The 20206-nt window shown below is 61.2% G+C and carries 15 protein-coding genes; all 15 read left to right on the plus strand.

From position 1 onward, the window contains the following. The first annotated feature begins 129 nt into the window (after positions 1-129). Positions 130-1599, plus strand: coding sequence for a purine-cytosine permease family protein (locus ACEN83_RS01030; protein WP_495579268.1), 1470 nt, complete (start codon positions 130-132; stop codon positions 1597-1599). Positions 1600-1668: 69 nt separating this feature from the next. Beyond that, a complete protein-coding gene (locus ACEN83_RS01035; protein ID WP_007975540.1) occupies positions 1669-2637 on the plus strand; it encodes an ABC transporter substrate-binding protein in 969 nt (322 codons plus the stop codon). Between the two features lie 70 nt (positions 2638-2707). Further along, complete coding sequence (locus tag ACEN83_RS01040) at positions 2708-3559, plus strand: ABC transporter permease (protein WP_007975541.1); 852 nt, start codon at positions 2708-2710, stop codon at positions 3557-3559. Continuing rightward, positions 3556-4386 (plus strand): quaternary amine ABC transporter ATP-binding protein, encoded by an 831-nt coding sequence (locus tag ACEN83_RS01045; protein WP_007975542.1) that lies wholly within the window; start codon positions 3556-3558, stop codon positions 4384-4386. The genes ACEN83_RS01040 and ACEN83_RS01045 overlap by 4 nt, the downstream gene beginning before the upstream one ends. Before the next feature lie 86 nt (positions 4387-4472). Then, positions 4473-5996 carry a histidine ammonia-lyase gene (gene hutH / locus ACEN83_RS01050; protein ID WP_116580805.1) on the plus strand — a complete coding sequence of 508 codons (1524 nt, stop codon included), beginning with the start codon at positions 4473-4475 and terminating at the stop codon, positions 5994-5996. A gap of 119 nt (positions 5997-6115) precedes the next feature. Beyond that, positions 6116-7648 carry a histidine ammonia-lyase gene (gene hutH, locus ACEN83_RS01055; RefSeq protein ID WP_007975546.1) on the plus strand — a complete coding sequence of 511 codons (1533 nt, stop codon included), beginning with the start codon at positions 6116-6118 and terminating at the stop codon, positions 7646-7648. Between the two features lie 538 nt (positions 7649-8186). Continuing rightward, a complete protein-coding gene (locus ACEN83_RS01060; RefSeq protein ID WP_104451130.1) occupies positions 8187-9596 on the plus strand; it encodes an amino acid permease in 1410 nt (469 codons plus the stop codon). Positions 9597-9613: 17 nt separating this feature from the next. Beyond that, positions 9614-10819: an imidazolonepropionase gene (gene hutI, locus ACEN83_RS01065; protein WP_495579269.1), complete on the plus strand. Its 1206-nt coding sequence runs from the start codon at positions 9614-9616 to the stop codon at positions 10817-10819. A 10-nt stretch (positions 10820-10829) separates the two neighbouring features. Then, positions 10830-11633, plus strand: a complete 804-nt coding sequence (hutG, locus tag ACEN83_RS01070; RefSeq protein WP_495579270.1) for an N-formylglutamate deformylase — start codon at positions 10830-10832, stop codon at positions 11631-11633. Between the two features lie 210 nt (positions 11634-11843). Further along, positions 11844-12800, plus strand: coding sequence for a choline ABC transporter substrate-binding protein (locus tag ACEN83_RS01075; protein WP_495579271.1), 957 nt, complete (start codon positions 11844-11846; stop codon positions 12798-12800). Positions 12801-12946: 146 nt separating this feature from the next. Then, complete coding sequence (locus ACEN83_RS01080; protein ID WP_495579272.1) at positions 12947-13852, plus strand: alpha/beta hydrolase; 906 nt, start codon at positions 12947-12949, stop codon at positions 13850-13852. A gap of 104 nt (positions 13853-13956) precedes the next feature. After that, positions 13957-14928, plus strand: coding sequence for a prolyl aminopeptidase (gene pip, locus ACEN83_RS01085; protein WP_095964593.1), 972 nt, complete (start codon positions 13957-13959; stop codon positions 14926-14928). After that, entirely contained in the window at positions 14925-15362 is a 438-nt protein-coding gene (dtd, locus tag ACEN83_RS01090) for a D-aminoacyl-tRNA deacylase (protein WP_015093112.1), read from the plus strand. The genes pip and dtd overlap by 4 nt, the downstream gene beginning before the upstream one ends. A 321-nt stretch (positions 15363-15683) precedes the next feature. After that, entirely contained in the window at positions 15684-17498 is a 1815-nt protein-coding gene (locus ACEN83_RS01095) for a glucan biosynthesis protein G (protein ID WP_007975556.1), read from the plus strand. After that, the gene (gene mdoH, locus ACEN83_RS01100) at positions 17491-20061 is read left to right on the plus strand and encodes a glucans biosynthesis glucosyltransferase MdoH (RefSeq protein ID WP_104451122.1); all 2571 of its coding nucleotides are present in this window, start codon (positions 17491-17493) and stop codon (positions 20059-20061) included. The genes ACEN83_RS01095 and mdoH overlap by 8 nt, the downstream gene beginning before the upstream one ends. The last annotated feature ends 145 nt before the right edge of the window (positions 20062-20206 follow it).

Below are 20206 nucleotides of genomic sequence, written 5' to 3' on the forward strand. Positions count from 1 at the left end.
GCCCTGTAGGAGCTGCCGCAGGCTGCGATCTTTTGATCTTGATCTTTGAAAAGATCGCAGCCTCGTTTCACTCGACAGCTCCTACAGGGATCGAGTTAACCAAGAATAACAATCCATAGAGGTTGAACCATGGCTGTCAACAGCGAGCGTGCAGGCAGTAAACCGGTGATCGAGAAACGCTCGATCGACTACATCCCGGAAGCGGAAAGACACGGTCGTCTGTTTAGCCAATTCACCCTGTGGATGGGTGCCAACCTGCAAATCACCGCGATTGTCACCGGGGCACTCGCCGTGGTGCTGGGCGGTGATGTGTTCTGGTCGCTGATCGGCCTGCTGATCGGGCAATTGCTCGGTGGCGGCGTGATGGCACTGCATGCGGCGCAAGGCCCCAAGCTTGGCCTGCCGCAGATGATTTCCAGCCGGGTACAGTTCGGCGTGTACGGTGCGGCCATCCCGATCGTGCTGGTCTGCTTGATGTACCTGGGCTTCACCGCTACGGGAACCGTGTTATCCGGCCAGGCGCTGGGCCAGTTGTTTGGCGTCAGCGACACCGTCGGTATCCTCCTTTTCGCCAGTGTCATCGTGCTGGTCACGGTGCTCGGTTATCGGGTGATCCATTGGATCGGCCGTGTGGCCAGCGTCATTGGCGTGATTGCCTTTGTTTATCTGTTCAGCCGTCTGATGAGCCAGGTTGACGTTGGCGCTCTGTTGCAAATCCGCCACTTCAGCTGGAGCAGTTTCTTGCTCGCGGTGTCGCTCGCGGCGTCCTGGCAGATCGCCTTCGGCCCTTATGTGGCTGACTATTCTCGCTACCTGCCGAGCAAGATTTCCTCGGTGAAAACCTTTTTCGCCGCAGGTGCAGGTTCGGTCATTGGTGCACAGGTGGCGATGGTCCTCGGGGTGTTCGCTGCCGCTTCGGCCAACGGGCAATTCGCTGGCCACGAAGTGGCGTACATCGTGGGTCTGGGTGGTACCGGTGCCACCGCTGCGCTGCTGTACTTCAGCATCGCGTTCGGCAAGGTCACCATTTCCACACTGAACTCCTATGGCAGCTTCATGTGCATCGCGACCATCATCAGCGGTTTCCGTGGAGACCTGAAGGTCACGCGCTTGCAGCGTCTGGTGTTCGTGCTGGTCATCGTCGGTGCTGCGACCCTGATGGCGTTGCTCGGCCAGCACTCGTTCCTCGGTGCGTTCAAGTCCTTCATCCTGTTCCTGCTGGCGTTCTTCACGCCATGGAGTGCGATCAATCTGGTGGACTACTACTGCATCACTCGCGAGCGCTATGACGTGCCGGCGCTGGCCGATCCGAAAGGTCGCTACGGTCGTTGGAACCTTCTCGGTATCAGCGTCTATGTGTTCGGCGTGTTGGTTCAACTGCCGTTCATCTCCACCAAGTTCTATACCGGTCCGCTGGTGGCGGCCCTGGGTGATGTGGATATTTCCTGGATCATCGGTCTGGTGATTCCCGCAGCCCTGTATTACCTGTGTGCGAAAAAATGGCACGGCACAGTGCCTGATCGTTTGATCCTGCCGGTCGAGCAGGACGCGGTCACCGAACAAAAGCTGAATGTCGGTCGCGCTGCGGCGCAGGCCTGATTGGACGTGGACAGGGCTGGATGCCTCTTGACTGCCGTAAGCCAATTCATGATTAGGAGCGTCACAACAATGAAATCGAACAAGACCCTGCTGACCACATTGCTTTCCATGGGCCTGCTGGCCAGCGCTGGCGCCACTCAGGCGGCGGGTTGGTGCGAGTCGGGCAAACCGGTGAAATTCGCCGGTTTGAACTGGGAAAGCGCCATGCTGCTGACCGACGTGATGCAAGTCGTGTTGGAGAAAGGCTACGACTGCAAGACCGACAGCCTGCCGGGCAACTCCATCACCATGGAAAACGCCCTGAGCAGCAACGATATTCAAGTGTTTGCCGAAGAGTGGGTCGGCCGCAGCGAAGTCTGGAACAAGGCTGAGAAGGCCGGCAAGGTCGTCGGTGTCGGCGCGCCGGTGGTGGGTGCTATCGAAGGCTGGTACGTGCCGCGCTACGTGATCGAAGGCGACGCCAAGCGCAAGCTGGAAGCCAAGGCGCCAGACCTGAAGAACATTGCTGACCTGGGCAAATACTCGGCGATCTTCAAGGACGCCGAAGAGCCATCCAAGGGGCGTTTCTACAACTGCCCGGCCGGCTGGACCTGTGAACTCGACAACAGCGAAATGCTGAAAAGCTACGGCCTGGAAAGCACCTACACCAACTTCCGCCCGGGCACCGGCCCGGCGCTGGATGCCGCCGTGCTGTCGAGCTACAAGCGTGGCGAGCCGATCCTGTTCTACTACTGGTCGCCAACCCCGCTGATGGGCCAGGTCGACGTGGTGAAACTCGAAGAAAAACCAGGCGTGAACAAGACTGTGACCATCAAGGTCGGCCTGTCCAAGACTTTCCACGACGAAGCGCCGGAACTGGTGTCCGTACTGGAAAAGGTCAACGTGCCGATCGACCTGCTGAACCAGAACCTGGGACGCATGACCAAAGAGCGGATCGAGTCGCCAAAACTGGCCAAGATCTTCTTGAAGGAACATCCTGAAGTCTGGCACGCGTGGGTGAGCGAAGACGCAGCCAAGAAAATCGACGCGGCCTTGTAGGTTGGGCTTTTCCGACTGCCGGCAACGGCAGTCGGACGCTTGATCGCAACCCCTTGATTGAGAGTCTCTTATGTTTCCCGAAAGCTTTACCTTTTCCATCGCCGACTGGGTCAACGGTTGGGTCGATTCGCTGGTCACCAACTACGGCGACGTGTTCCGGCACATCTCCGATACGCTGCTGTGGGCCATCGTCAATCTTGAAAGCCTGCTGCGTGCAGCGCCCTGGTGGCTGATGCTGGCGATCGTGGCGGGCGTGGCCTGGCACGCGACCCGTAAAGTCGTGACCACGTCAGTGATCGTCGGCCTGCTGTTCCTGGTGGGTGCGGTCGGCCTCTGGGACAAGCTGATGCAGACCCTGGCGCTGATGATGGTGGCGACGATCATTTCGGTGTTGATCGGCATTCCGCTGGGCATTCTCTCGGCACGCAGCAATCGCCTGCGTTCGGTGCTGATGCCGTTGCTGGACATCATGCAGACCATGCCGAGCTTCGTGTACCTGATCCCGGTGCTGATGCTGTTTGGCCTGGGCAAGGTCCCGGCGATTTTCGCCACCGTGATCTACGCCGCGCCGCCGTTGATCCGCCTGACCGATCTGGGCATTCGCCAGGTCGACGGCGAAGTGATGGAAGCGATCAACGCCTTCGGTGCCAACCGCTGGCAGCAACTGTTCGGAGTGCAACTGCCGCTGGCCCTGCCGAGCATCATGGCGGGCATCAACCAGACCACCATGATGGCCCTGTCGATGGTCGTGATCGCCTCGATGATCGGTGCCCGTGGCCTGGGTGAAGACGTACTGGTGGGGATTCAGACCCTGAACGTCGGACGTGGCCTCGAAGCTGGTCTGGCGATCGTGATTCTGGCTGTGGTGATCGACCGCATTACACAGGCGTACGGTCGTGCACGGCATGAGGTGAGCAAATGAACAACGCAACCGTGAGCAAGATCGAAGTCAAGAACGTCTTCAAGATTTTCGGTAACCGTGCCAAGGACGCGCTGGCCATGGTCGGCCAGGGCAAGACCAAGGATCAGGTGCTGGCCGAAACCGGCTGCGTGGTCGGCGTGAACGACCTGTCGCTGAGCATCGGCAGCGGCGAGATTTTCGTGATCATGGGCCTGTCGGGTTCCGGCAAGTCGACCCTGGTACGCCACTTCAACCGCCTGATCGATCCGACCAGCGGCGCGATCCTGGTGGACGGCGTGGACATCCTGCAATACGACATGGAAGCCCTGCGCGAATTTCGCCGGCGCAAGATCAGCATGGTATTCCAGAGCTTCGGCCTGTTGCCGCACAAGAGCGTGCTGGACAACGTCGCCTACGGCCTGAAAATCCGTGGCGAAAGCAAAGCCATGTGCGCCGAGCGTGCGCTGCACTGGATCAACACCGTGGGCCTCAAGGGTTACGAAAACAAATACCCGCATCAGCTTTCCGGCGGCATGCGCCAGCGTGTGGGCCTGGCCCGCGCCCTGGCGGCGGACACTGACATCATCCTGATGGACGAAGCCTTCAGTGCCCTCGACCCGCTGATTCGTGCGGAGATGCAGGACCAGTTGCTGGAACTGCAAAAGACCCTGCACAAGACCATCGTCTTCATCACCCACGACCTCGACGAGGCCGTGCGCATCGGCAACCGCATCGCGATCCTCAAGGACGGCCGCCTGATCCAGGTCGGCACGCCGAGGGAGATCCTGCACTCGCCGGCGGATGAGTATGTCGACCGCTTTGTGCAGCGTCGGGCGGCGGTGGTTTAAGGCTCTGAAAGATCGCAGCCTGCGGGGCTTCTGTAGGAGCTGCCGAAGGCTGCGATCTTTTGACTGTTATTTGGATGAGGTTGAAGATGTCCCAGGCTGAAAAAATCGTTATCACCCAAGCGCAGGTCACCTGGCAGGATGTGGTCGCCGTCGCTCGTCATGGCGCGCAGCTTGAGCTGTCGGCGCCGATCTGGGCGCGCATCGAAAACGCCCAGGCCATCGTCCAGCGCATCGTCACCAGCGGCGAACGTGCCTACGGCATCAACACCGGCCTGGGCGCGCTGTGCAACGTCTCGCTGCAGGACGAACAACTCAGCCAATTGTCGCGCAATACCTTGCTCAGCCACGCCTGCGGCGTTGGTGCACCCCTGGCCGACGAGCAGACCCGTTCGATCATGTGTGCCGCCATCGTCAACTACAGCCACGGCAAATCCGGCCTGCACCGTCAGGTCGTCGAAGCGCTGCTGGCGCTGCTCAACCGTGGCATCACCCCGCAGGTGCCGTCCCAGGGTTCCGTGGGCTACCTGACCCACATGGCGCACATCGGCATCGCGTTGCTGGGCGTGGGCAATGTCAGCTATCGCGGGCAGATCGTTTCCGCGCAGCAAGCGCTGGCCGAAGAAGGCCTGCAACCGGTCAAGCTAGGGGCGAAAGATGGTTTGTGCCTGGTCAACGGCACACCGTGCATGACCGGTCTGAGCTGCCTGGCCATTGCCGACGCTACGCGCCTGCTGGAGTGGGCCGACGTGATCGGCGCCATGAGCTTCGAAGCCCAGCGCGGGCAGATCGACGCGTTCGATGCCGAGATCATCGCGCTCAAGCCGCACCCTGGCATGCAACAGGTCGGGATCAACCTGCGTGCCTTGCTCGACGGCAGCGAAGTGATTGCCCAGAGCAAAGGCATTCGCACGCAAGATGCGCTGAGCATTCGCTCGATCCCGCAAGTGCACGGCGCTGCGCGCGATCAACTGGTGCACGCGACCAAACAGATCGAAACCGAACTCAACGGCGCCACCGACAACCCGCTGGTGCTGGGCACTGCGGACAACTACCGCGTGGTGTCCCAGGCCAACCCCCACGGCCAATCCGTGGCCATGGCCGCGGACCTGCTGGCGATTGCCATGGCGGAAATCGGCTCCATTGCCGAACGTCGCCTGGACCGCTTGATCAACCCGCACGTCAGCGGCTTGCCGGCGTTCCTGGTGGCCAACCCGGGGGTGAACTCCGGGATGATGATCGTGCAATACGTGGCCGCGTCCCTGTGTGCGGAAAACCGTCAGCTGGCACAACCGGCGGTGCTGGATAACTACGTGACGTCGGGCCTGCAGGAAGACCACCTGAGCCTGGGCACCAACGCTGCGCTGAAGCTGCATCGCGCACTGGAAAACTGCACGCAGATCCTCGCCATCGAGTACCTGTTGGCGGCCCAGGCGTTCGAATTCTTGAAAGAACAACGCTTCGGCGCGGGCACCGATGCCGCTTGGCGTCTGCTGCGTGAGCACGTTCCTGCCTATGACCAGGATCGCTGGCTGGCGCCGGACATCGCTGCCGCTGCCGGCGTTCTGAAAGACCCTGCTTTGCTGCAAAAAACCTTACCGAACCTGAACTGATTTCCAAACAAGACCAGCGTGCCAAGGCGCCAGCCCCCTTAAAAAGGGGGAAGCGACGGACAACGGATATTTCCGGAGCGTCTGGTAGTTAACAACAAACTCTCAAAAGGAGAATGAACATGACTGCGCTTAATTTGATTCCCGGCCAACTGAGCCTTGCCCAACTGCGTGATGTCTATCAGCAACCGGTCAAAATCACCCTCGATCACAGCGCTGCAGCGCAGATCGAAGCCAGCGTGGCCTGCGTGGAGCAGATCCTCGCCGAGAACCGCACCGCCTACGGCATCAACACCGGTTTCGGCCTGCTGGCCTCGACCCGTATCGCCAGCGAAGACCTGGAAAACCTGCAGCGCTCGCTGGTGCTGTCCCACGCCGCCGGTGTCGGCCAGCCGATCAGCGATGAGCTGGTGCGCCTGATCATGGTACTCAAGGTCAACAGCCTGAGCCGTGGTTTCTCCGGCATCCGCCGCGTGGTGATCGACGCGCTGATCGCCCTGATCAACGCCGAGGTGTACCCGCACATTCCACTGAAAGGTTCGGTGGGTGCCTCCGGTGACCTCGCGCCTCTGGCCCACATGTCGCTGGTGCTGCTGGGCGAAGGCAAGGCGCGCTACAAGGGCGAGTGGATGGAAGCCACCGAAGCGCTGAAAGTCGCCGGCCTGACCCCGCTGACCCTGGCCGCGAAAGAAGGCCTGGCGCTGCTCAACGGCACCCAAGTGTCCACCGCTTTTGCCCTGCGCGGCCTGTTCGAAGGTGAAGACCTGTTCGCTGGTGCCCTGGCACTGGGCGGCCTGACCGTGGAAGCGGTACTGGGCTCGCGCTCGCCGTTCGACGCCCGCATCCACGCGGCCCGTGGCCAGAAAGGCCAGATCGACGCGGCCGCCGCTTATCGCGATCTGCTGGGTGAGCGCAGCGAAGTCTCCGATTCCCACGAGAACTGCGAGAAGGTCCAGGACCCGTACTCCCTGCGTTGCCAGCCGCAAGTCATGGGCGCCTGCCTGACCCAGTTCCGTCAGGCCGCCGAAGTGTTGGCGATCGAGGCCAACGCCGTCTCCGACAACCCATTGGTGTTCGCTGCTGAAGGTGACGTGATCTCCGGTGGCAACTTCCACGCCGAGCCGGTGGCCATGGCCGCCGACAACATGGCCCTGGCCATCGCCGAAATCGGCTCGCTGAGCGAGCGTCGCATCTCGCTGATGATGGACAAGCACATGTCGCAACTGCCGCCGTTCCTGGTGGCCAACGGCGGCGTGAACTCCGGCTTCATGATCGCCCAGGTGACCGCCGCGGCACTGGCCAGCGAGAACAAGGCGCTGTCCCATCCGCATTCGGTGGACAGCCTGCCGACCTCCGCCAACCAGGAAGACCACGTGTCCATGGCGCCGGCGGCTGGCAAGCGTCTGTGGGAAATGGCTGAAAACACCCGTGGGATTCTCGCGGTGGAATGGCTCGCGGCAGTCCAGGGCCTGGACCTGCGCAATGGCCTGAAGACTTCGCCGAAGCTGGAAAAGGCCCGCGCCATCCTGCGCAACGAGGTGCCGTTCTATGAGAAGGACCGCTTCTTTGCACCGGACATCAACGCCGCCACCGAGCTGTTGGCTTCACGTTGCCTGAACGAGCTGGTTTCGGCGAAGTTGCTGCCGAGCCTGTAAGGGCTCCAATGTAGGAGCTGCCGCAGGCTGCGATCTTTTGATCTTGCTTTTTAAAAGATCGCAGCCTCGTTGCACTCGACAGCTCCTACAGGGGGGCTTCAGTCTTCTCTGTAGGAGCTGCCGCAGGCTGCGATCTTTTGATCTTGCTTTTTAAAAGATCGCAGCCTCGTTGCACTCGACAGCTCCTACAGGGGGGGGGCTGCGGTCTTCTCTGTAGGAGCTGCCGCAGGCTGCGATCTTTTGATCTTGCTTTTAAAAGATCGCAGCCTCGTTGCACTCGACAGCTCCTACAGGGGGGCTGCGGTCTTCTCTGTAGGAGCTGCCGCAGGCTGCGATCTTTTGATCCTGCTTTTTAAAAGATCGCAGCCTCGTTGCACTCGACAGCTCCTACAGGGGGGCTGCGGTCTTCTCTGTAGGAGCTGCCGCAGGCTGCGATCTTTTGATCTTGCTTTTAAAAGATCGCAGCCTCGTTTCACTCGACAGCTCCTACAGGAGGCGATTCGATTTTGCGTCGAATAACAACAATTAAGGACGAGCAATGCAACAGCCAGCAAAGGGTTTGAAACGCGGGCTCTCTGCCCGACATATTCGCTTCATGGCGCTGGGGTCGGCAATCGGCACCGGGCTGTTTTACGGTTCTGCCTCGGCCATTCAAATGGCCGGGCCTGCGGTGCTGCTCGCGTACCTGATTGGTGGCGCGGCGGTGTTCATGGTCATGCGCGCCCTCGGTGAGATGGCGGTGCACAATCCGGTGGCCGGGTCTTTCGGCCAGTACGCCAGCACCTATCTGGGGCCGATGGCGGGCTTCATCCTCGGTTGGACCTACGCATTCGAAATGGTCATCGTCGGCATGGCCGACGTCACTGCATTCGGTATCTACATGGGCTTCTGGTTCCCGGAAGTTTCCCGCTGGATCTGGGTGCTGGGCATCGTCTCGGTGGTAGGCGGCCTGAACCTGTGCAACGTCAAGGTCTTCGGTGAAATGGAGTTCTGGCTGTCGCTGCTCAAGGTCGGGGCCATTGTCGCGATGATCCTGGGTGGCTTCGGCATCATGTTGTTCGGCATCAGCACGGCGCCCGGCGCCCAGGCGACCGACATCAGCAATCTCTGGAGCCATGGCGGCTTCATGCCCAATGGCGTGGGCGGTCTGATCGCCTCGTTCGCGGTGGTGATGTTCGCGTTCGGCGGGATTGAAATCATCGGTGTGACCGCCGGTGAAGCCAAAGACCCGCAGCATGTGCTGCCCCGGGCGATCAATGCCGTGCCGTTGCGGATCCTGTTGTTCTACGTCCTGACGATGCTGGTGCTGATGTCGATCTTTCCATGGCAGCAGATCGGCAGCCAGGGCAGCCCGTTCGTGCAGATTTTTGACAATCTGGGCATCAGCTCGGCGGCGACCATCCTCAATATCGTGGTGATCTCGGCGGCGATCTCGGCCATCAACAGTGACATCTTCGGTGCTGGCCGCATGATGTACGGCCTGGCTCAGCAGGGCCACGCACCCAAGGGCTTCGCGCGGTTGTCGCGCAACGGCGTGCCATGGATGACCGTTGTGGTGATGAGCGCCGCGCTGTTGCTGGGCGTGTTGCTGAACTACCTGATCCCGGAAAACGTGTTTCTGCTGATCGCCTCCATCGCGACCTTTGCCACGGTTTGGGTCTGGCTGATGATTCTGTTTACCCAGGTGGCCATGCGTCGTTCCATGAGCGCCGAGCAGGTCGCACAATTGAAATTCCCGGTACCGTTCTGGCCTTATGCACCGATAGCGGCAATTGCCTTCATGCTGTTCGTCTTCGGCGTGTTGGGCTACTTCCCGGACACCCAGGCGGCCTTGATAGTCGGCGTGGTGTGGATCGTGCTGCTGGTGCTGGCCTACCTGACCTGGGTGAAACCGGCGGCAGGCCAGGCTGCCCTGGTGACGCCGGACCCGACTTTTTCTCATCGATAACCTAACGGAGGCCAAGGATGAAAACGCTCTGGCAACACTGTCACGTCGCAACCATGGCGCAAGGCGTCTACTCGATCATCGAGGATGCGGCCATCGTGACGTCAGGCGCGCTCATTGAGTGGATCGGCCCGCGCGCTGAACTGCCGGCGGGGGATTACCCGGCCGTCAATGATCTCGAAGGCGCCTGGGTCACCCCGGGACTGATCGACTGCCACACCCATACGGTGTTCGGCGGTAACCGCAGCGGTGAATTCGAAAAGCGCCTGCAAGGCGTCAGCTACGCGGAAATCGCCGCCAGCGGTGGTGGCATCGCCAGCACCGTGCGCGCCACCCGCGCGGCCAGCGAAGACGAACTGTTCGTCAGTGCCGCCAAGCGCCTGAAAAGCCTGATGCGCGATGGCGTCACCAGCATCGAAATCAAGTCCGGCTACGGCCTGGACCTGGCCAACGAGCGCAAGATTCTGCGCGTGGCCCGTCGCCTCGGCGCCGAACTGCCCGTCAGCGTGCGCAGCACCTGTCTGGCGGCTCACGCCTTGCCGCCGGAATACACCGATCGCGCCGACGACTACATCGATCACATCTGCGCTGACATGCTCCCGGCCCTGGCGGCCGAAGGGCTGGTCGACGCGGTGGATGCATTCTGTGAATACCTGGCGTTCTCGCCGGCGCAGGTCGAGCGCGTATTCATCACCGCCCGGGAACTGGGTTTGCCGGTGAAGCTGCACGCCGAACAATTGTCGTCGCTGCACGGCTCGAGCCTGGCGGCGCGTTACCACGCGTTGTCCGCCGATCACCTGGAGTTCATGACCGAAGACGACGCCATCGCCATGGCCGAGTCCGGTACCGTCGCGGTGTTGTTGCCCGGGGCCTTTTACTTCCTGCGCGAAACCCAATTGCCGCCGATGGATGCCCTGCGCAAGCACGGCGTGAAAATCGCCATCGCCAGCGACCTCAACCCGGGCACCTCACCGGGACTGTCGTTGCGCCTGATGCTGAACATGGCCTGCACCTGCTTCCGCATGACCCCGGAAGAAGCCTTGGCGGGTGCCACGATTCACGCCGCTACCGCGCTGGGCATGGCCGATACCCACGGCTCGCTGGAAGCCGGCAAGGTCGCGGATTTCGTCGCCTGGCAAATCGATCGTCCGGCCGACCTGTCGTACTGGCTGGGCGGCGACCTGGAAAAACGCGTCGTGCGCCACGGCGTCGAGACACATCTGTAGGAGAGCCGTTGTGGATAAGGTACTTAACTTCAAACAAGGCCGCGTACCGCTGCTGATCAGCATGCCTCACGCTGGCGTACGTCTGACGCCTGCGGTCGAGGCTGGATTGATCCCCGACGCGAAAAGCCTGCCGGACACCGACTGGCACATCCCTCAACTCTATGACTTCGCCAGCGAACTGGGCGCCAGCACCCTGGCCGCTGAATACTCGCGGTTCGTCATCGACCTGAACCGTCCGTCCGACGACAAGCCGCTGTATGTGGGCGCGACCACCGGCCTGTATCCGGCCACGCTGTTCGACGGCGTGCCGTTGTTCCGTGAAGGGCTGGAGCCTTCGAAAGAAGAGCGTGCGACCTATCTGGAAAAGATCTGGACGCCGTACCACAGCACCCTGCAGCAGGAACTGGCGCGACTGAAGGCCGAGTTTGGCTACGCGCTGCTGTTCGACGCACACTCGATCCGCTCGATCATCCCGCACCTGTTCGACGGCAAGCTGCCGGACTTCAACCTCGGCACCTTCAATGGCGCCAGTTGCGATCCACAGTTGGCCAGTCAGCTGGAAGCGATCTGCGCGCGTCACGACAATTACACCCACGTGCTGAACGGACGCTTCAAGGGCGGCCACATCACCCGTCATTACGGCAACCCGGGCGAGAACATCCACGCTGTGCAACTGGAACTCGGGCAGTGCACGTACATGGAAGAGTTCGAGCCGTTCCGTTATCGGGCGGATCTGGCGGAGCCTACGCGGATGGTGTTGAAGGAGTTGCTGCAAGGGCTGCTGGCCTGGGGGCAGCAGCACTACAAGGGCTGAAGATCAAAAGATCGCAGCCTTCGGCAGCTCCTACGGGTGTTCGCAAAACCCTGTAAGAGCTGCCGAAGGCTGCGATCTTTTTTGTCGCCACCGTGCAAAACACGGTCGCCACAGGTCGCTTTTACCGCTCGTCTGCTGCGTATTGTTCTGGCCACGGTGCACAAAGACACCGGCCCGACAATAATCCGCTGCCGCACGAGAATACTCTCTATGACAAGCCCCAAAGGTCTGTTCGCCCGCTGTCTCTCAATCCTCTGCGGCACCGCTCTCCTGAGCACCAGCGCCCTGGCCGCGGACGATCCCTCCTGCAAGGCCGTGCGCATGGGCGTGGTCAACTGGACCGATGTGATTGCCACCAGTGGCATGGCCGATGTGCTGCTCAACGGTCTGGGCTACGAAAGCAAGCAAACCAGCGCCGTGCAGCAAATCATCTTTGCCGGCATCCGTGACAAGCGCCTCGATATCTTCCTTGGTTACTGGAAACCGGCGATGGACAAGAACATCGCCCCCTTCGTCGCTGCCAATCAGGTCAAGGTCATGGACAAGCCGAGCCTGGCCGATGCCCAGGCCACCCTCGCGGTCCCTGACTATGTGGCAGCGGCGGGCCTGAAAACCTTCGCCGACATCGCCAGGTTCAAAGACCAGCTCGGCGGCAAGATCTACGGCATCGAGCCGGGCAGTGGTGCCAACACCACGATCAAGACGATGATCGAGACCAATCACTTCGGCCTGAAGGACTTCAAACTGATCGAGTCCGGAGAGGCCGGGATGCTGGCGGCCGTGCAGCGGGCGGTGAATCGCAAGGAGTTCGTGGTATTCGTCGGCTGGACCCCGCACCCGATGAACATCAACATGAAGATCGCCTACCTGACCGGCAGCGAAGACGTTTACGGGCCGAACGAAGGTGCGGCGACCGTATCCACCGTCACCGCCCCGGATTACGCCGAGCGCTGCCCGAACGTCAATCGGTTGCTGGAGAACCTGACGTTCACCGCTGCCCAGGAAAGTCAGCTGATGGTGCCGATCATGGAGCGCCAGACGGCTCAGGATGTGGCCAGAAAATGGCTGCGCGAGCATCCCGAAGACCTGCAGCGCTGGCTGGCGGGGGTCAGCAGTTTCGATGGCAAGGACGGCGTGGCCACGGTTCAGGCCAGCCTGAAGAACTGACCCCAAAACCTTTGGGAGCGGGCTTGCTCGCGAAGGCGGGTTGACAGTCGACATAGAGGTTGAATGTGCCGGCCTCTTCGCGAGCAAGCCCGCTCCCACAGGAACCTGGTCCCCCGTGCACCTCTGAAAAGGCTGACACCCGGCTCATGGCTTCTTACCCGCTTTCCAAAGAGATGACGGCATTCGTCGAGAAAACCGTCAGTTTCAACAGCACCGACAGCAGCCTCGCCGGATTGCGCCTGGCCTACAGCGAGATGTGCCGGGCGTTTACTCCGGCACGTCCCGCCGGGTTGTATGTGGTCGACTTCGTGTTGTCCGGCGTTGCTGTCCGCTCCTATCAGCCACCGGTCAGTGGTACGTCGTGCATCGTTTATCTGCATGGCGGCGGCTGGGTGGTGGGGGACCTGGATTCCCACGATTTCATCTGCGCCGAACTGGCCTCGACCCTCGGTGTGCTGGTGATCGCCGTCGATTATCGCCGGGCACCGGAGCATCCGTTTCCCGCTGCTTTCGATGATTGCCTGAAGGTCTGGCGAGCGCTGCGCACCGGACCGTTTCAACTCGATCCGGAGCGCATGCTGGTGGCCGGTGACAGTGCCGGCGGCAATCTCGCAGCAGCGTTGTGCCTGGCACTGCGCGATGCCGGCGAGCCGTTGCCGTGCGCGCAGGTTCTGATCTATCCGGGGTTGGGCGGCGATCACCGGCTGCCATCGCGCAGTGAGTGCGTCGACGCGCCGTTACTCAGCAGCAGTGACGTCGATTGCTATCACGCCCTTTACCTGCGGGGCACCCGCCATCCGAGCGCCTACGCCATGCCATTGCTCGCCACGGATTTCAGGGGATTGCCACCGGCCTGGATCGCCGTGGCGCAGTTCGACCCGTTGCGTGATGACGGCGTGCGGTATGCCGAGCGCCTGAACGCTGCGGGCGGGGCTGCCACGCTGTATGTCGGCGAGGGCCTGGTTCATGGCTGTTTGCGGGCCCGCGGGCAGGTGGCCGAGGTCGATGAGCTGTACCAGGCCCTGTTCGGATACCTGGCGGCAAGAATCTGACTCCGCACGGGCATGCTCATTGACGTAATTCGGGTTTATGATGCCGGACGGCAGAATAATAGAAGTCCCCCCAGGGATGACCTCGACCCCTTACGGAGTGCGCAATGCAGACTTTGTACCCGCAGATCAAACCCTACGCCCGGCACGATCTGGCCGTCGACGAGACCCACACGCTGTATGTCGACGAAAGCGGTTCACCGGAAGGTTTGCCGGTGGTGTTCATCCACGGCGGCCCTGGTGCCGGATGTGATGCCCAGAGTCGTTGCTTCTTCGATCCCAATCTGTATCGCATTGTTACCTTCGACCAGCGCGGCTGTGGCCGCTCCACTCCCCACGCCAGCCTGGAAAACAACACCACCTGGGATCTGGTCGCCGACCTGGAGCGGATTCGCCAGCACCTGGGCATCGACAAATGGGTGCTGTTTGGCGGCTCCTGGGGTTCGACCCTGGCGCTGGCCTATGCGCAAACCCATCCTGAGCGCGTACACGGTCTGATCCTGCGCGGGATTTTTCTGTGCCGCCCGCAGGAAATCGAATGGTTCTACCAGGCCGGCGCCAGCCGTCTGTTCCCCGATTACTGGCAGGACTACATCGCGCCGATCCCGCTGGACGAGCGCGGCGATTTGCTCACCGCGTTCCACAAGCGTCTGGTCGGCAACGACCAGATTGCCCAGATGCACGCGGCCAAGGCCTGGTCCACCTGGGAGGGCCGTACTGCGACCCTGCGTCCGAACCCGCTGGTGGTCGATCGCTTCTCCGAGCCACAGCGTGCATTGTCGATTGCCCGCATCGAATGCCACTACTTCAGCAACCATGCGTTCCTGGAACCGAACCAGTTGATCCGCGACATGGGCAAGATCGCCCATTTGCCTGGCGTGATCATCCATGGCCGCTATGACGTGATCTGCCCGCTGGATAACGCCTGGGAATTGCATCAAGCCTGGCCGAACAGCGAACTGCAGGTCATCCGCGATGCCGGTCATGCCGCTTCCGAACCGGGCATCACCGACGCGCTGGTCCGTGCCGCCGATCAGATGGCCCGGCGTCTGCTCGACCTGGCGCCTGACGAGGCATGAAGGGCCTGCTGCAACGGGTGCGTGGCGCACGAGTCGAGGTTGCCGGCGAAGTCGTGGGTGCCGTTGATCAGGGACTGCTGGTCCTGGTGGCCGTTGAGCCAGACGATACGCGGGCCAGCGCCGACAAACTTCTTAATAAGCTGCTTAACTATCGGGTGTTCAGTGACGCTGAGGGCAAGATGAACCTGTCCTTGGCGGATGTGGGCGGCGGGCTGCTGCTGGTCTCTCAGTTCACCCTGGCTGCCGATACCCGAAGCGGGCTGCGTCCGGGTTTCTCGACTGCGGCCCCTCCGGCCCTGGGCGAGGAACTGTTCGACTATCTATTAAGCAAAGCGAAACAGGTGCATGGCACTGTGGCATCAGGTAGATTCGGCGCGGATATGCAGGTGCATCTGGTCAATGATGGCCCGGTAACCTTCCTGTTACAGACCTGAAAGCGCTTGAAACAAGTTTTTAAGCTCATTTCGACTGAAAACAGGGCTTTATCGCGATAAATACTTTGTTACCCCTGATGCGTTGTAACGCGGCCTACTAGATAATCGCGCGCTACGGGGATCAGCGTTCGTTGGTCCATTTTGACTTAGGTAGAGACTTGTCTGGATCCGATTGGGGAATCATTTCGCCCCAGCGGAGTCGGAACAATGCTCGCCAACTTGGCAAGAGTGGTTTGCAAGGGCGGTTTTTTCATACCGTACACCGTGCAGACCCTTTAACTGGCCGTTGGTTTTTTGATCTGTTTTCGGCGAGGGTTGCTCGTGATTGTTAGTCCCTGTAACGCACCAAAATTGTCTGCCAAACGGTTACGCAGCGCCCTGGTAGCGGGCTCTGCACTGCTCTGCCTGCTCAGCGCCGGCCAGCTTTGGGCATTCAGTCTGGACGATGTATCGGCCAAGGCAAAAGAGCTGGCCGCGCAGAAATACGAAGCGCCGCGCAGTAACCTGCCGAACGAGTTCCGTGACATGAAGTTCGCGGACTATCAGAAAATTCGTTTTCTGACGGAAAAAGCCGAATGGGCCGATCAGAAGACGCCGTTCAAGCTGTCCTTCTATCACCAGGGCATGCATTTCGATACGCCGGTGAAAATCAACGAAATCACTGCGAACACCGTCGAAGAGATCAAATACGACCCGAGTCGTTTTGACTTCGGCGACATGCAGTTCGATCCGAAGGCCACCGAACAGCTGGGTTATGCCGGTTTCCGTGTGCTGTACCCGATCAACAAGGCCGACAAGCAAGACGAAATCATGACCATGCTTGGCGCGAGCTACTTCCGCGTCGTCGGTAAGGGTCACGTCTATGGCTTGTCCGCTCGCGGCATGGCCATCGATACCGCCTTGCCGTCCGGTGAAGAATTCCCGCGTTTTCGCGAGTTCTGGATTCAACAGCCCAAGCCGGGCGACAAGCACCTGGTGATCTTCGCCCTGCTGGACTCTCCGCGTGCGACCGGCGCCTATCGCCTGACCCTGCGTCCGGGCAGCGACACCATCGTCGACGTCAAGGCGCAGATGTTCCTGCGCGACAAGGTCGGCAAACTGGGTATTGCCCCGTTGACCAGCATGTACCTGTTCGGCGCCAACCAGCCGTCGAAAGTGCTGAACTATCGTCGTGAATTGCATGATTCCAGCGGCCTGGCGATCCATGCCGGCAACGGCGAGTGGATCTGGCGTCCGCTGAACAACCCGAAACACCTTGCCGTGAGCAACTTCAGCGTGGAAAACCCGCGTGGCTTCGGTCTGTTGCAACGTGGCCGCGACTTCAGTCACTACGAAGACCTCGACGACCGCTACGACAAACGTCCAAGCGCCTGGATCGAGCCGAAGGGTGACTGGGGCAAGGGTACCGTCGACCTGGTCGAGATTCCGACCGCCGACGAAACCAACGACAACATCGTGGCCTTCTGGAACCCGGAAAAATTGCCGGAACCTGGCCAGCCGCTCGATGTCGCTTATCGTATGCACTGGACCATGGACGAAGCGGCGATTCACGCGCCGGACAGCGCCTGGGTCAAGCAGACCCTGCGTTCGACCGGTGACGTCAAGCAATCCAACCTGATTCGTCAGCCCGATGGCAGCGTTGCCTACCTGGTAGACTTCGAAGGCCCGTCCCTGGCGGCATTGCCGGTCGATGCCGAGGTTCGCAGCCAGGTCAGCGTCGGCGACAACGCCGAGCTGGTGGAAAACAGCGTGCGCTACAACCCTGAAACCAAGGGCTGGCGCCTGACCCTGCGGATGAAGATCAAGGACCCGGGCAAGGCCACCGAGATGCGTGCCGCGCTGGTGCAGAACATCGTGCCGGCAGACCTGGCCAAGACCTCGATTCCGTCGTCCAACTCGTCGGTTGCCAAGGCCGACAAGGTTGCCGCCAAGCAACAAGAGAAAGCGGACAAGGAAGCCAAGCAAGCGGAGGCCAAGCAGGCTGAAGCCAAGCCTGTTGCAGATGCCAAGGACAAGGCCAATAAAGACGCCAAGCAGCCCGTCGCTGCCGACGCGGCCCCAGCCACACCGGAATCGGCGCCGACTGAAGAAGTCCTGACCGAGACCTGGAGCTATCAGTTGCCTGCCGATGAGTAACTCTCAAGTACGGCCAGAAACTCTTTCCGAGTATCTGGCGCATCTGCCGATGACCGACGAGCAGCGCGCGGAACTCGCGGGCTGCCAGTCTTTCAGCGAATTGCACGAACGCCTGTCGTCTTCGACGTTCGACGCCCCGACCGAAGCCGCCCAGGCTTCGGTCGGCAAACGCCTGACCCTGAGCACTGCCGAAGAGCTGCAGGACGCGGAAATGCTGGTGCTCGACGCCAACGGCCGGGTCTGCCTCAAGGCGACCCCGCCGATCCGGCGGACCAAGGTCGTGCCGGAGCCGTGGCGCACCAATATTCTGGTGCGTGGCTGGCGGCGGATGACCGGTCGTACCAACCCGCCGAAGCCGCCGAAGGACGAGCGTGTGCTGCCGGCTGCGCGCTGGCGGACCGTCGGTTCGATCCGTCGCTACATTCTGTTGCTGCTGATGCTCGGTCAGACCATCGTCGCCGGCTGGTACATGAAAGGCATCATGCCGTACCAGGGCTGGTCGTTCGTCGACCTCAACGAAGTGCTGCACCAACCGCTGCTGCAAACCGCCACGCAAGTGCTGCCGTACGCCTTGCAGACCAGCATCCTGATCCTGTTCGGGATTCTGTTCTGCTGGGTATCGGCCGGTTTCTGGACCGCGCTGATGGGCTTCCTCGAATTGCTGACCGGCCACGATAAATACCGTATCTCCGGTAAAAGTGCCGGTAACGAGCCGATTCCAAAGGATGCGCGCACCGCACTGGTGATGCCGATCTGCAACGAAGACGTGCCTCGGGTATTCGCCGGTCTGCGGGCGACCTTCGAGTCGGTTGCGGCCACGGGTGACCTGGACCGCTTCGATTTCTTCGTCCTCAGCGACAGTAACGACGCCGATATCTGTGTGGCCGAGCAACAGGCCTGGCTGGACGTCTGCCGCGAAGCCGGTGGCTTCGGCAAGATCTTCTATCGCCGCCGCCGTCGTCGCGTAAAACGCAAGAGCGGCAACCTCGACGACTTCTGCCGTCGTTGGGGCGGTGACTACAAGTACATGGTCGTACTCGACGCCGACTCGGTGATGAGCGGTGAGTGCCTGACCAGTCTGGTGCGCCTGATGGAAGCCACGCCGGATGCCGGGATCATCCAGACCGCGCCACGTGCGTCGGGCATGGACACCCTGTATGCGCGCATGCAGCAGTTCGCCACCCGCGTGTATGGCCCGCTGTTCACCGCCGGCCTGCACTTCTGGCAACTGGGCGAGTCGCACTACTGGGGCCACAACGCGATCATCCGCATGAAGCCGTTCATCGACCACTGCGCCCTGGCGCCATTGCCCGGTAAAGGCGCGTTCTCCGGCTCGATCCTGTCCCACGACTTCGTTGAAGCCGCGCTGATGCGCCGTGCCGGTTGGGGCGTGTGGATTGCCTACGACTTGCCGGGCAGCTATGAAGAACTGCCGCCGAACCTGCTGGACGAACTCAAGCGTGACCGTCGCTGGTGCCACGGCAACCTGATGAACTTCCGCCTGTTCCTGGTGAAGGGCATGCACCCGGTGCACCGCGCGGTGTTCCTGACCGGCGTGATGTCCTACCTGTCGGCGCCGTTGTGGTTCTTCTTCCTGGTGCTGTCGACCGCGCTGCTGGCGGTCAACACGCTGATGGAGCCGCAGTACTTCCTCGAGCCGCGCCAGCTCTATCCGCTGTGGCCACAATGGCACCCGGACAAGGCGATTGCGCTGTTCTCGACCACCATCGTGCTGCTGTTCCTGCCGAAGCTGCTGAGCATCATCCTGATCTGGGCCAAGGGTGCGAAAGAGTTCGGTGGCAAGTTCAAGGTGACCCTGTCGATGCTGCTGGAGATGCTGTTCTCCATGCTGTTGGCACCGGTGCGGATGATCTTCCACACCCGTTTCGTCCTCGCCGCGTTCCTCGGCTGGGCCGCGACCTGGAACTCGCCGCAGCGTGACGACGACTCCACCCCGTGGAGCGAAGCGATCAAGCGCCATGGTCCGCAAACCCTGCTGGGCTTTTTCTGGGCCATGCTGGTGATCTGGCTGAACCCGAGCTTCCTGTGGTGGCTGGTGCCGATCGTCGGTTCGTTGATGCTGTCGATCCCGGTGTCGGTGATCTCCAGCCGCGTCGGCCTGGGCCTGAAGTCCCGTGACGAGAGCCTGTTCCTGATCCCTGAGGAATACAATCCGCCGCAGGCCTTGCTGGCCACTGACCAGTACACCCATGAAAACCGCTGGCACGCGCTGAACGACGGCTTCGTCCGTTCGGTGGTCGATCCACAGCAGAACGCCCTGGCGTGCTCGCTGGCGACCTCGCGGCACAATCAGGCTGAGCCGATCGAGTGGTTGCGGATCGAGCGGGTGCGGCACGCGATGAAGGTGGGTCCTGAAGGCCTGACCAACAACGAGCGAGTGCAGTTGTTGAGCGACCCGGTAGCCTTGGCCCGCTTGCACGAGCAGGTCTGGAGCGAAGGGCATGCCGAGTGGCTGGGCGCATGGCGCAAGTCGGTCCAGGCCGACCCCCATGCTCCGTTGCTGCCGCTCAAGCCGATGAGCGAACAGCCTCAGTTGGCATGATAAAAAAACCCGCGAAAGCGGGTTTTTTTATGGCTTGAAGTTTGTTCTTGAGCTTGCAGCAGATTCTGTAACTGCGGTGTCTGGTCGATCGCTTTCGCGGGCAAGCCCGCTCCCACAGGGTTCAAGGTGAGGCACACATTGTGTG

Source organism: Pseudomonas sp. Pseusp49 (assembly GCF_059491875.1).